General features: G+C 64.3%; 9 protein-coding genes. 2 read left to right on the top strand and 7 right to left on the bottom strand.

Translation table 11 applies throughout. The features are described 5' to 3' along the window. Positions 1-8: 8 nt before the first annotated feature. Positions 9-1,073: a catalase family protein gene (locus LQ232_RS15090; protein WP_230181169.1), complete on the top strand. Its 1,065-nt coding sequence runs from the start codon at positions 9-11 to the stop codon at positions 1,071-1,073. A gap of 66 nt (positions 1,074-1,139) precedes the next feature. Further along, positions 1,140-2,852, top strand: a complete 1,713-nt coding sequence (gene ybaL / locus LQ232_RS15085) for a YbaL family putative K(+) efflux transporter (protein ID WP_230181168.1) — start codon at positions 1,140-1,142, stop codon at positions 2,850-2,852. Here the strand turns inward: ybaL and LQ232_RS15080 are convergent. The 7 genes from LQ232_RS15080 to nirD all read right to left on the bottom strand — a co-directional run bounded on the left by LQ232_RS15080 (position 2,821) and on the right by nirD (position 13,130). Beyond that, complete coding sequence (locus LQ232_RS15080) at positions 2,821-3,645, bottom strand: class III extradiol ring-cleavage dioxygenase (RefSeq protein WP_230181167.1); 825 nt, start codon at positions 3,643-3,645, stop codon at positions 2,821-2,823. The genes ybaL and LQ232_RS15080 overlap by 32 nt on opposite strands. 52 nt (positions 3,646-3,697) lie before the next feature. After that, on the bottom strand, positions 3,698-6,127 hold the full coding sequence (locus tag LQ232_RS15075) for an ATP-binding protein (protein ID WP_230181166.1): 2,430 nt from the start codon (positions 6,125-6,127) through the stop codon (positions 3,698-3,700). Further along, positions 6,124-6,741 carry a YfiR family protein gene (locus LQ232_RS15070; protein WP_230181165.1) on the bottom strand — a complete coding sequence of 206 codons (618 nt, stop codon included), beginning with the start codon at positions 6,739-6,741 and terminating at the stop codon, positions 6,124-6,126. The genes LQ232_RS15075 and LQ232_RS15070 overlap by 4 nt, the downstream gene beginning before the upstream one ends. 2 nt (positions 6,742-6,743) lie before the next feature. Beyond that, positions 6,744-8,693, bottom strand: coding sequence for a TonB-dependent siderophore receptor (locus LQ232_RS15065; protein WP_230181164.1), 1,950 nt, complete (start codon positions 8,691-8,693; stop codon positions 6,744-6,746). A gap of 256 nt (positions 8,694-8,949) precedes the next feature. After that, a complete protein-coding gene (ybiB, locus tag LQ232_RS15060) occupies positions 8,950-9,885 on the bottom strand; it encodes a DNA-binding protein YbiB (RefSeq protein WP_230181163.1) in 936 nt (311 codons plus the stop codon). Positions 9,886-9,933: 48 nt separating this feature from the next. Continuing rightward, positions 9,934-12,777, bottom strand: a complete 2,844-nt coding sequence (locus tag LQ232_RS15055; RefSeq protein WP_230181162.1) for a nitrate reductase — start codon at positions 12,775-12,777, stop codon at positions 9,934-9,936. Beyond that, on the bottom strand, positions 12,774-13,130 hold the full coding sequence (gene nirD / locus LQ232_RS15050) for a nitrite reductase small subunit NirD (protein ID WP_230181161.1): 357 nt from the start codon (positions 13,128-13,130) through the stop codon (positions 12,774-12,776). The genes LQ232_RS15055 and nirD overlap by 4 nt, the downstream gene beginning before the upstream one ends. Between the last annotated feature and the right edge of the window lie 67 nt (positions 13,131-13,197).

Raw genomic sequence — 13,197 nt, 5'->3', positions numbered from 1 at the left:
GTTCATCCATGTCCACCCCCCGCGTTCTGTCAACAGTGCTGTATGCCTGCTTGCTGGCCACGGCCCCCCAAGTTTGGGCCGCAGCCACCCCGTCAGCCGATGGCGAGCTGATCCCCGCTGGCGAGGCGGAGGCCACGGCCGCCATGGTCACGGGCATCCGCGCCATGGTTCAAAAGGGCTTTGATGAGAACGGCCACGCCTTCCGCGATGCCCATCGCAAGGCGCATGGCTGTGTGCAATCCACGTTCACCGTGCTGGGTCAACTGCCACCAGCATTGGCGCAGGGCCTGTTCGCCACGCCCCGTTCCTACAACGCGGTGGTCCGTTTTTCAAACGGGTCCGGCCAAAGCCAGGACGACCACACTGGCGACGCCCGCGGCATGGCGGTCAAGGTCATGGGGGTGGGCGGCCAGAAATTGCTGAGCGATGAGCAGTCGGCCAGCACGCAGGACTTCCTGATGATGAACAGCCCGGTGTTCTTCATCCGCGACGCAGACGACTACGTGGTGTTCCAAAAAGCCATGTCCACTAATGGGTTCACCGCGGCCGGCTGGCTGGCGACGCACCTGTTCCACGAAACCGCCATCCTGCTGGCCATCCAGGGCCGCAAGGTGGTCAACCCCTTGGCCTCGCAATACTGGAGCACCACGCCCTCCAAGCTGGGCCCCCAGCAGATGAAGTTCTCGGCCAAGCCCTGCGCGGGCAGCACGTTCAACACCACGTCCGACACCAAGGATCGCCTGGGCGACAACTTGACCTCGCAACTGGCCACGGGTGGCGCTTGCTTCGATTTCATGGTTCAGACGCGGGTCAAGCCCAGCACCATGCCAATTGAAGACCCCACCATCGAGTGGAAAGAAAAAGATTCACCTTTCATCCCGGTGGCCAAGATCCAGATCAGCGCCCAGGTGCCTGAGCAGGGTGAAGCTTGCGAAATCCGCTCCTTCACGCCTTGGCATTCGATTGCCGAACACCGCCCACTGGGTGGCATCTCGCGTGTGCGCAAGGATGTCTACGTCGAGATCTCCAAGATGCGCCATCAACTCAACGGCCAGCCCCGCATCGAACCCTGAGCCCCGCATTGGCGCACTGCCGATAGACTGCACCTTTGAACACCCATTCACAGGAGCTTCTTCTGCATGCCCCATAACGTCAGCTTGATCTCTACCATTGCCACAGGCTTTGGGCTTGCCCTCATTTTTGGCTTCATCGCCTCGCGCATGAAAGTGCCGCCTTTGGTGGGCTATCTGCTGGCCGGCATCGTGATCGGCCCTGCCACCCCCGGTTTCGTTGCAGACATGGACTTGGCGGGGCAGTTGTCCGAAATCGGGGTGATGCTGTTGATGTTGGGCGTGGGCCTGCATTTCTCGCTGGCCGATCTTCTGGCCGTCAAGCGCATTGCCATCCCAGGGGCCATTCTTCAGATCACGGTGGCCACCGCCATGGGCATGGGCACGGCCATGTTGTGGGGCTGGAGCCTGGGTGGCGCGCTGGTGTTTGGCCTGTCCTTGTCGGTGGCCAGCACGGTGGTGCTGCTCAAGGCGCTGGAGGCGCGCAACGTGTTGGAATCGGTCAACGGCCGCATCGCCGTGGGTTGGCTGGTGGTGGAAGACCTGGTCATGGTGCTGGTGCTGGTGCTGCTGCCAGCGCTGGCACCCATGTTGGGCGGCACGGTCGACCCGCATGCTGCTGCCTCCGGCCAAGGCCTCTGGCTCACCCTGGGCCTGACCTTGGGCAAGGTGGCCACCTTCATCGCGCTGATGCTGGTGGTGGGGCGGCGTGTGTTCCCAAAGGTGCTGTGGCTGGTGGCCAAGACCGGTTCCCGCGAGTTGTTCACGCTGTGCGTCGTGGCCACGGCAGTGGGCGTGGCCTATGGTTCGGCCAAGCTGTTTGACGTGTCCTTCGCGTTGGGCGCTTTCTTCGCCGGCATGATGATGCGCGAGTCGGAGTTCAGCCACCGCGCGGCCGAAGAATCCCTGCCGCTGCGCGATGCCTTCTCGGTGCTGTTTTTTGTGTCGGTGGGCATGTTGTTCGACCCCAGCGTGCTGTTGCAAGAGCCACTCAGGGTGCTGGTCGTGGTGGCGATCATCATGGTTGGCAAGACGCTCGCTGCCATGGCGCTGGTCCTGGCCTTCCGCTATCCGCTCAACAGTGCATTGACGGTCAGTGCCAGCCTGGCTCAAATCGGCGAGTTCTCGTTCATCCTGGCAGGGCTGGGCGTGACACTCAAATTGCTGACGCCCGAAGGCTACAGCCTCATCCTGGCCGGTGCCCTGATTTCCATCGCGTTGAATTCATTGCTGTTCGCGGCCATTGAGCCGGCGCAGAACTGGATCAGGTCCCGCTCGGCGCTGGCGCGCAGCCTGGAACTGCGCGACGACCCTCTTGCCGAGTTGCCCATGTCCGTGCCCCAATCGGTGCTCACGGGGCAGGTGGTTCTGGTGGGCCACGGCCGGGTGGGCAGCCGCATTGCCCAGGCCCTGATCGACCGCAACCTGCCTTTTGTGGTGGCTGAGGAAAACCGCGAAGTGGTGGAGCAACTGCGCGCCAACAACATCCCGGCCGTCTGGGGCAATGCATCTGACCCGTCCGTGCTGATCCAGGCCCACGTGGCGCGGGCCGGCATGCTGGTCATTGCCACGCCCGACTCGTTCAATGTGCGCAAGATGGTGGAGATCGCCCGCACCCTGAACCCCGCCATTGAGGTGGTGGTGCGCACCCACAACGAGGCCGAAGGCCGTTTGCTGGAGCAAGACGAAGTGGGCAAGATCTTCATCGGTGAACACGAATTGGCCCAAGCCATGCTGGGCCACGTCCTGTTCAGGATGGGGCATGACCTTCGCCGAACATGAAGCTGGACACCGTGATGCCGCCGAAGAGGTTGTCTTCGTGGTAAACGCATTGGGCGCTTTCGCCTTCGGCGGCGCCCACTGCCACCATCAGCGGCACAAGGTGATCTTCACGCGGATGCGCCGTGCGAGCGGCGGGTGCCGAAGCCCAATCGAGCAAGCGCCGGGACCGTTCGGCCGGGCTTGAATCGACCAAGGCGCTTTGTAGCCATTGGTCAAAGGCCTTGGACGCTGCCTGGCCGCCAGGCCCGAAGGCGCGGAGGTTGTGGTAACTCAAGCCGCTGCCAATGATGAGCACGCCTTCGTCTCGCAAAGGCGCGAGGATTCGGCCCAGGGCCAGGTGCTCGGCCGGGTCATAGCTGCTTTTCATGGACAGTTGAAGCACGGGCACTTGCGCCTCTGGGTAGATGGAGAACAGCGGCACGAACGTGCCATGGTCAAAGCCTCGCTGCGCGTCCAAGCGCGCTGGCAAACCCGCTGCCTTGATTAGCGTTTGCACGCGCTCGGCCAATGCCGGTGAGCCCGGCGCGGGGTAGGTGATGGCATAAGTGTGCTGCGGGAAGCCCGAGTAGTCGTAGATCATGGGGGGCTGGGGCGCGGCCATCACCGTGAACTCGGGCTCTTCCCAGTGGCCGGAGATGACCAACACCGCTTTGGGCGTCTGGCCCAATTGGCCGGGCACAGCCTTCAGCGAGGCTTCCAATTGGTCATAAGCCCCGTTCATTTGCGCCGTCATCCAGGGCCAGGGCCCGCCGCCGTGCGAAATGAAATAGGTGGGAAGGCGGGGGCTGGCCATGATCAGGTTCCTGGGGAAGGCAGTGCAACCTGGTCAATGTAGCGCGATCCGATCAGGGCAGCGCAACCGAGGGGGCATTGGGCCCGCGGCGTGATCGCCGAGGCTCGCGCCAGCCCGGCGCCCAGCGCGCCAGCAGTGCCGCCAACTGAGCGCGCCCGAACGGTTTGGCCAGGTGGTCGTCCATGCCGACTTGCAGGCAGCGTTCGCGGTCTTCACTCATCGCATTGGCGGTCAGCGCGATGATCGGCGTGGGCTTGAGCTCACGTTGTGCCTCGTACAAGCGGATGGCCTCGGTGGCGCCCAGGCCATCCAGCACGGGCATGTGCCAATCCATCAGCACCAGGTCGAACGGGGTTTGTGACTGCTGGGCGGTGGACCACAGTTGCGTGGCTTCAGCGCCATCGTTGGCGATGACGACATCGCAGCCCAGTTGGCGCAACTGCTCTTCGGCCACGATGATGTTGACGGGGTGGTCTTCGGCCAGCAGCACACGCACGCTGGCCGCGGGCTTGACGGGTGAGGGCGCGCGGCTCCACTGCGGGTCGGTCGCCCGTTGCCGTTGGAATACGTTGTGCAAGGCTTCTTGCAAACTGCGGCGCCGGATGGGTTTGCTCAGCCACACGAGTGGCGCGGGGCGGTTGGCTTCCGGGTCGGACGAGAAGTCGCCCTCCAGCGAGGTCAACAACACCGTGGGCACCTGCCTGAGCAAAGCCGGTGCGCTGGAGCCGGCGCTGTTGCAGCGCACGGCCAGGTCAAACGCCGCACTGGCTTCGGCCATCAGCTTGGCGGCTTCGTGGTCGCTCGGGCACGAGGTGGTCACCATCCCCATGGCTTTCAAGTAGCGGACCAGCAGGGCGGCCGTGGCCGGGTGAGGTTCAACCACCAGGACGCGCTGCCCTGCGAGGGGCGACGAAGGCTCGGGTGCTTCAACCGATTCGGGTGCAGTCAAGGCGGGGCGTGCCAAGGAAGGCAAGGGCAGCCTGACCACGAAGGTCGAACCCAGCGTGGGGATGCTGCTCAGGCTGATGCGGCCACCCATGAGTTCGCACAGGTAGCGCGTGATGCTCAAGCCCAAGCCCGTGCCACCAAAGCGGCGCGTGGTGGATTCGTCGGCCTGCGCGAAGGCCTCAAAGATTTTTTGCTGGACGGGCACCGGGATGCCGATGCCCGTGTCGCGGACCGTCAGCTCCACGTCACCCGCCGGGGTCATCTTGACCAGCGTGATGACCTCGCCCACGGTGGTGAACTTGATGGCGTTGGACATCAGGTTGGCCAGGATCTGACGAACACGCACCGGGTCGCCAACCAGCAACGGTGGTACCTCGGGGGTCACTTCGCAGATCAGCTCAAGCCCTTTGGACTGCGCCTCTTGGGCGAACAGGCCGGCCACTTCCTCGGCCAACTCGCCCAGGTCAAAGGGGATGGACTCCAGGCGCATGCTTTGCGCCTCGATCTTGGACAGGTCCAGGATGTCATTGAGGATGGCCAGCAAGGATTCGGCAGACGAGCGCGCCAGGCCCACGAAATGCCGTTGGCGGTCATTGAGCAGGCTGTCGTTGAGCAGGTCGAGCACGCCCAGCACGCCGTTCATGGGTGTGCGGATCTCGTGGCTCATGTTGGCCAGAAACTGCGACTTGGACCGGTTGGCCTCTTCGGCGGCGTCCTTGGCCTGGCGCAACTCGACCGTGCGCATGGTCACGGTGTCTTCCAGCGAGGCGTTGTAAGCGGCCAGGGTCGAGTCGCGTGCCTGGATCTCTTCCAGCATGCCGTTGAAGCCCTGGTAGAGCGAGCCAATCTCGTCGCGGTGGTGGGTCTTGACCCGCAGGTCGTACTGGTGGTCTTGCGAGACCTTTTGCATGCTGTCGGCCAGCTTGACGATTGGCTGGATCACGCTTTTTTGCAGGGGCAGCAATACCGTCATGGCGGCCAGAGAGGCCAGCAGGCTCAGGCTCAGCAACAGGCCGGCGCGCCAGTAGATGCCTTGCAGCATGTGGCGGGGATCGACCTCGACCAGCAAGGTGCCCACGCGCGCGCCGTCCAGCACCACGGGCTGGGCCAGGCTCAAGGCGGTCCAGTCGTATCGCAATGACTGTTCTTGCTGAACATGGATGGCTTGTTTGATCAATTCGTCGCTCGCGCCCGGCGTGTCTTCCACGTACATCTCGGCACGGGCGAACATGGCCAGCTTTCGGCCAGCGGGGTCCAGCAGAATGGCCTGGCTGACCTCGGGCAAGGCATTCAGGCTGTTGAGCACGGCGCGGGCCGCGTCCGAGTCGCCAAAGGCCAAAGCAGCGCGGGCGTTCAAGGCCAGGATCTGCGTGACGCTGGAGGTGTTGGTGTACAGCCGGTTGCGCTCGGAGCGCAGGTCCAGGATGGTGGTGGCCACGAACAGCACGATCGCCGCCAACATGGTCGAGGCGGCCAGCACCATGGAAAGCTTGCGCCTGAAGCTCCATTGACGGGGGTGGATCCAGGGGTTCATCGGCTGGCCCCGCTCTCAGGTTCCACGATGTTGGTGGCCAGGTTGAGCAGGTCGGCGGCCAGCTTCAAGCCGCTTTTCTGGGTCTGGTTGCGGTTGATCTCGAAGCGCAAGCGGGTGCCCACCCGCATGATCCGGATCATGCCGCCATCCTGCGCAAAGCCTTCGATGTCGCTGACCGTCAGCGTGGGTTGCGTGGCCAGCATCTGCAGATATTGGGCGCGCCGCCGGCTGTCGGTCTCGGCGATGAAAACCAGGTGGCATAACTTGAGTTCCTCGGGCCGTTCAGGCTGGAAGAAGCGCAGCGGGTGGCCCTGAACGGGCCGGTCATTGAGGCTGATCATGGCGTTGGCCAAAGCCTCTCTGCGGCCCAGCAGGCATGAATTGAGCGGCGCGGTCTTGGTCACGAAAGCACTGGCGGGCCACTCGGTGAACCGGGCAAAGTTGAACAGGTAAGCCGCCTGGATCGCGGCTTCGCTGGCTTCTGATTCCGCGGCCTGGCTTGCCTCTGGAAACGCCGCGGTGCCCAGGCAGGCCAGCACCAGCAGCGATTCACGCCAACGGCCAAGCGCTGCCTTCAACAGGGCTTGCGGGGTGGTCGTGGCTGGGCGCTGCATGGTCAGAACGATGCCTCTACCTTGGCGTAGCCAGCACGCTCGACCGGCGACGAAATGCGCGGGTTGATTTCTTGCGTGCGCTGGCGGCCCAGGTTGTGCCCGCCCACCGACAAAGTCACCTCCGGGGTCATCATCCAGCGCAAATTCAGGTCCAGTGCCGTGCGGGATGGCACGTCGAGCCAAGGCACCAAGGGGTCTTTGCGAGACGAGGTGTAGCGCAGCCAGACGTCCAGCATCCAGCGCTTGCTCAAATCGAACGACTCGCGCAGTGAGACGAGCGAGCGCGGCGTGCCGCCCAGGGTGGTGATGAGCGCGGGCGTGGAGAAACGGGTCTCCATGTAGCTGTAGGCCAGTTGCTGGCGCCAGAATTTGGCGATGCGCCAGTCGGCCGCCAGCTCGATGCCACGTGTGGTGGCGCGCGTGCCAGAGGTCAGGGCGGCGGTGACGACTTGGCGGCCATTGATGGTGGTGTCGCTGACGATGACGAAGTCGTTGATGAAATCGGGCGAAACACCCAGCAAAGGGTTGTAGCGTTGAACAAAGGCCGCCATGTCGACCGACAGGTTCTGGCGCAACTGGCTGCGCCAGCCGGCCTCCAGCGCGGTCACTTTCTCGACGATGCGGGCGCCCGGATTGAACCCGAGCCTCGCGGTGAGGGGGGTACCGGTGCCTTGGAATTCGATGTTGATGCCACCATCTGCCTCCCCACGGGCTGGCGCACGAACCGCACGCGATGCCGCGATCCAACTGGACGAGCGCTCGCTCATTTTCCAGAGCAACCGGGCGTTGGGAGAGGCCTGCGCGCCGGAGTAGGGATCGTGGTCGACGCGCGCACCGTAGGTCAACAGGAGTTGATCGGGCAGCAACGCGTACTCATCTTGCGCAAACACCCGCCCATGCACCAAAGTCTGCGCTGCAGGGTCGACCGTGAACAGCGGCACGCTGTCGATCCTGTCCTGGTACCAGGTCACGCCCAGGCCCCACAGCACGTCATGGCGTGAAGCCTCAGGGTGCCATCGGTGTTGAACGTCCAGATCGGCCGATTCAGAACGCTGTACAGCGTAACCACTTTGCTCGTTGCGCTGGCTCTGCAAGGTGGTTTGGACATGCAACTCGGACGCCGCGCTCAGTGGCGTGTCGAACGAGGCGCTGATGATGGCTTTCTCGGTGCTTTGAACCGTCGGTGCCAGCGCCAAATCAGTGAAATCGGGCAAGGGCAGTTCGCCATTCTTGGTGGACCGCAGCGCCTGGCCTTGCACGGACAGCCGTGAGCCGTTGCGCAGGACCTGGTCGTAGCGCAGTCCGACGGTCTCGGCATGGGCGCTGTTGTTTTCACGCGCGCCCGATGAATCGACAGAATCGGCTTGGCGATCGGCCTGCCCATAGAACCGGAGCCAGCCATCCTGGCCCAGGGCGGTGCCATGGCGCAGCAGCAGGCGGTCCGATCCGTCGCTGCCCACGCTGGCCACCGCCAGGCTGCCCTGCGTGTTCCGGGCATCACGGGTGATGATGTTGATCACGCCATTGACGGCGTTGGTGCCCCAGATGGCGCCCGCGGGGCCGCGGATGACCTCGATGCGCTCGATGTCCTCCAGCGGCACGCGCTCGGCCTCCCAGAGGACGCCGCTGTACAAGGGTGAGAACACGCTGCGACCATCGATGAGCACTTGCAGCTTGTTGGAAAAGCGGCCCGCCTCGCCGCGCACGCCCACGGCCCACCCGGAGGGCGACATTTGCGCCACGTCCACACCGGGGGCCATGCGCAGGGCTTCGGGCAGGGAGCGCACACCTGAGCGCAGGATGTCGTCGCGGGTGATGACGTGCACGGCGTCGGGCACATCGGCCAGGGCCTGGGTGCGGCGGCTGGCGGAGACGATTTCAACCCGCATCAACTCTTCCAGCGACAAGTTGGCCAACGCATCGGCTTCGCTTTTGACTTGCGCGTGAGCCACGCCCCATGCTGGGTAGACATTGAGGAGTGCGGCGGCGACGAGGAGCGTCAAATACCTTGGTTTGGGAGCGTCGGGCGTCATCCGGGTGCGATTACAACTTGGAAAGCTTCTGATTGAATCGAATCTGCGCACGGCCCCCATGAGGGCTTTACCGAACAAACTCGCGAATAGCGCCCCATTATTGATGACAGCAAAGCCCCTTTGGCTGTCCGATATACATAAGGTTGCATTTGGCCCCTGCCTCGGGGGGCGGCGCTCAGGCTTGCTTCAAGGCCTGCACCAGGCAGTTGACCTGGGCAGAAATGGCCGACGGCAGTGGCTGCTGGCCCGACATCAGCTCATGGATGTAGCGGGCGGTGGTGTCGGCGGCGAAGCCATTGGGCAGCTCGGGCAACTCGGTCAGCACACCGTCGACCGGGGCGCGTGAGAGGCCTTCGTCACGCAAGCCTTTGATGAACACATCGAAGCGCGGCTGGCGGCGCGGATCTGCCACGGGTTCGCCTTCGGTGCCACGCATCAACAGGGCATTGGCCTGGGCATGCTTGAGGTAGGCATTCAGCGAAATGGCGTATTCGGGATGGGTGTGGTTGACCACGCGCATGGTGCGTGATCCTGCTTCGGCCACGATGGGATCGAGCAGCTTGGCGACGGTGTGGCCTGGGTTGCGAAGGCCAATGGTCCAGCGCACATCAAGCAGCCTGGCCAATGGCGGGCACAGTGTGGCGATGTCCATGAAGGCCGGGCGGCCCGCTTGCCAGGCGTCTTGCACATCTTGTGTGCTGGCCGCCGTGGGCAAGCCCAGCGCGTCAAACACCTGCGCGGTGGTCACGCGTGTGGGGTCGTGCCTTGGTCCATGCACCAGCACGGCCACCCCTTGCCTGGCCAGTTGCAGGGCCAACAAGGGGGTCAGGTTGGGCAATTTGCGCGCCCCGTTGTATGAGGGCAGCAGCACCACGCCAGAGGGCGCCGAGGGAATCGGCAGGCAATGGGCCAGCGTGGCCCGCACAAAGCCATCCAGCTCGTTCAGCTCTTCACCCTTGATGCGCATGGCCAGGCAAAAGGCACCCACCTCCAGGTCAGTCACCTGACCGGCCAGCACCTGGCTCATCAGGTCATGCGCCTGCTCGGCCGTCAGGGGCCGGGCGCCGTCCTTGCCCCGGCCGATGACCTTGATGTACGCGCTGATGCTCATGCTGCTGGCCGCGAACGGCGTCTCCTTGAAACCTTGATTATCGTGGGCTCAGGAAGGCGTGGTCACGGGCATGGGATGCAGCTTGATCAGCTTGCGCAGCTCGGGGATGCATGAACCGCAATTGGTGCCGCATTTGAGCTGCCCTTGCAGGCTGGCCAGGCGCTCATCGGTATTGCCTGGGCAATGGCCCAGGGCTTCCACGATGGCGGGCTCGGTCACGTTGAAGCAGGTGCAGACCTGGCGGCCTTTGCTCTGGATGGCGACCGGTGGCGTGCTGCCCGGCGACAGCAAGGCCCGGCCGTAGGCATCCGCGGCCAGCTCGTCTTGCAGCAAGGGCCGGATCCAGGCCTCGGCGCTGATGTCGCCCGCCAGCACAAAGGCTTGCAGCTTCAGGCCATCGTCGGTGCGCGACATGCGCATGGCCCGGCGTTGGCCGCGCTTGCGGTCTTGGTAGCGCAGCACATCGCCACCGCCGATGCCTAGCAGCAGTTCGATGCGCTCTACCAGGGCATCGCTGGCAGGCTCTAGTGCGGCGGCGCGGAACAGCACGCCAACCTTGCCCGGGCCGCCCTCGGATTGCCCTTCGCGGCCAAAGGGCACGCAACTGGTGAAGGCGAACGCCGACATCAAAGGCTTGAGCGCTTCACGCACCGTCAGGGCCTGGTCTTGCGGCATCCAGGCCACGGCCAGCAGGCGCCAGGAGTATTGGGCTTTGCTGATCTTGACCGCCGCGTGCTTGAGTTCGGGTTGTTTGGACTTGGGGCAAAACGTGGGCACGGTGAGCGCGTTGACGCCCGTCATCGGCTTGCCCTCGGCATCAATGCCGCTGAGGTATTCCTCGCCCCAATGCATGGCGATGAAGGATTGCATGGACGCGATGGCTTCGCTGCCCTGCGCGGGGATGACGACGGTGCCACGGCGGGACGTCACTTGCACCAGATCGCCATCGGCCAGGCCCAGGCGGGCCATGTCCTGGGGGTTCATGTCGATGAGCGGTTCGCTGACATGGCCAAACAAGCGGCCCAGCGTGCCGGTTCGGCTCATGCCATGCCATTGGTCGCGCAAGCGGCCCGTGTTCAGCGAATACTGGAAGCGCGCATCGCGGCTCTCGGCCACGGGCTCATAGCGGATGGCCGAGAAGCTGGCGCGCCCGGTGGCGGTGGGGTACACGCCGTCTTCATACAAGCGCACCTTGCCGGTGGCTTGGCCATCGGGCATGGGCCATTGCTGCGGGCCGTTGGTCTCCAGGATCTGGTAGCTCAGGCCCGTGATGTCCAGGTCGCGTCCGCGCGTTGATTCGCGGTGCTCGTTCCAGATGGATTCGGGCTTGTCGTAAGGGAAGAGGGTGGTCACGTCACGGCGATATGCGCCGCTGCGTTCCGGCAGGCGCTCTTCCAGACGGCGCCCGAAGTCGGTGAAGATGGCCCAGTCGTGGCGAGCCTCGCCCGCGGCCGGGATGGCGGCGCGCACGCGGCTGATGCGGCGTTCGCTGTTGGTGACCGTGCCATCTTTCTCGCCCCAGGTGGTGGCAGGTAAGAGCAAGTCGGCGTAAGCGCAGGTGGCGGTGGTGGCAAAGGCTTCCTGCACCACCACGAACTCGACGGTCTCCAGGGCTTTGCGCACCGTGGCCTGGTCGGGCAGCGATTGGGCAGGGTTGGTGCAGGCAATCCACAGAGCTTTGATCTCGCCCCTGGCGGCGGCTTCGAACATCTCGACCGCGGTTTTGCCGGGCTTGGCGGGCACATCACGCACGCCCCACAGATGGGCCACTTCGGCGCGGTGATCCGCGTTGCCCAGGTCGCGGTGGGCACTGAGCAGGTTGGCCATGCCGCCCACTTCGCGGCCGCCCATGGCGTTGGGTTGGCCGGTCAGCGAGAAGGGTCCTGCGCCGGCTTTGCCGATCTGGCCAGTGGCCAGGTGCAGATTGATTAGGGCGGCGTTCTTGTCAGTGCCGCTACTGCTCTGGTTCAGGCCCTGGCAGTACAGCGACAGGGTGGCGGTGGAATCGCCAAACCAGCGTGCCGCTTTGAACAGGTCGTCCTGGCTGATGCCGCAGGCGCTGGCCACGGCCTCGGGCGTGAAATCGCCCACGATGGCCTGCAGGGCTTCAAAGCCCTGGGTGTGGCGCTCCACATAGCCCATGTCCACCAGGCCTTCGTTCAGCATGATGTGCAGCATGCCGTGGAACAAGGCCACGTCGGTGCCGGGCAGGATGGGCAGGAAGAGGTCGGCCATTTCGGCCGTCTCGGTCTTGCGCGGATCGGCCACGATTATGCGCATCGCCGGGTTGGCGCGCTTGGCGTCTTCGATGCGGCGGAACAGGATGGGGTGCGCGTAGGCCGTGTTGGCCCCCACGATGAAGATCGTCTGCGCGTGCTGGAAGTCGTCGTAGCAAGACGGCGGGGCATCCGAGCCCAGCGTGGCCTTGTAGCCGGCCACCGCGCTGCTCATGCACAGGCGCGAGTTGGTGTCGACGTTGTTGGTCCCGATCAAGCCTTTGACCAGCTTGTTCATGACGTAATAGTCTTCGGTGAGCAACTGGCCCGAGCCGTAAAAGCCGACCGCCTCGGGACCATGCTCGCGGATGATGGCCGCAAACCGGTCGGCGGCGTCGTTCATCGCATCATCCCAAGCGACCGTGGTAGGCGCAGTGCCGCGGGCGGCACGCCGCATGGGCGTCAGCAAACGAGTTTGCTGTTGGACTGAAGTGGCGGCGGTCAGGTGCAGGGTGCTGCCCTTGGTGCACAGCCGGCCGAAGTTGGCTGGGTGCGTGGGGTCGCCCTGCACATTGATGATCTTGCCTTTGACCGATTCGATCAAGACGCCACAGCCCGTTCCGCAGTAAGGGCAGGTGGCGCGCGTCTGGGTGGCGCCGTTCGAAGAAGCGTTCATGCAAGCGCCTTGGGATCATCCAGCGCGATGCTGTTGAGTTCGTCCAGATCCAGGTGGACCTGGCCCGAGTCGACCTTGACGCTGAACTTGGGCGTGCAGCCTTCATCGGGGGCCTGGGCGCAACCGCCTTCCAGGCCGATGGTCCAGTTGTGAAGGGGGCAAGCCACGCTGTGGCCAAAGACGATGCCTTGCGACAAAGGCCCGCCTTTGTGCGGGCAACGATCCAGCAGAGCAAAGATCTGGTCATCCGCGGTGCGGAACACGGCGACTTCGGCGCCTTGGGCGCGCGTCACCCGGCGTGCGCCCAGCACGGGGATGTCGTCAACGCTGCAAATGGGTTTCCATTGGCTCATGGTTGTTCATCTCTCAAAAATATCTCAGCGGGAGGCCACCTCTTGCGTGCAAGGGCGGCGCTTTTTA

This window comes from Aquabacterium sp. CECT 9606 (assembly GCF_918741295.1).
In the GTDB taxonomy this organism is placed as follows: Bacteria; Pseudomonadota; Gammaproteobacteria; order Burkholderiales; family Burkholderiaceae_C; genus Aquabacterium.
Note: the sequence above shows the minus strand (reverse complement) of the source record. Positions and strands in the feature narration are given on the sequence as shown.

Bases quoted from the DNA above. Each gene is read 5' to 3' on its own strand.
- LQ232_RS15090 (WP_230181169.1), top strand. From the start codon at position 9: ATGTCCACCCCCCGCGTTCTGTCAACAGTGCTGTATGCCTGCTTGCTG.
- ybaL (WP_230181168.1), top strand. From the start codon at position 1,140: ATGCCCCATAACGTCAGCTTGATCTCTACCATTGCCACAGGCTTTGGG.
- LQ232_RS15080 (WP_230181167.1), bottom strand. From the start codon at position 3,645: ATGGCCAGCCCCCGCCTTCCCACCTATTTCATTTCGCACGGCGGCGGG.
- LQ232_RS15075 (WP_230181166.1), bottom strand. From the start codon at position 6,127: ATGAACCCCTGGATCCACCCCCGTCAATGGAGCTTCAGGCGCAAGCTT.
- LQ232_RS15070 (WP_230181165.1), bottom strand. From the start codon at position 6,741: ATGCAGCGCCCAGCCACGACCACCCCGCAAGCCCTGTTGAAGGCAGCG.
- ybiB (WP_230181163.1), bottom strand. From the start codon at position 9,885: ATGAGCATCAGCGCGTACATCAAGGTCATCGGCCGGGGCAAGGACGGC.
- LQ232_RS15055 (WP_230181162.1), bottom strand. From the start codon at position 12,777: ATGAACGCTTCTTCGAACGGCGCCACCCAGACGCGCGCCACCTGCCCT.
- nirD (WP_230181161.1), bottom strand. From the start codon at position 13,130: ATGAGCCAATGGAAACCCATTTGCAGCGTTGACGACATCCCCGTGCTG.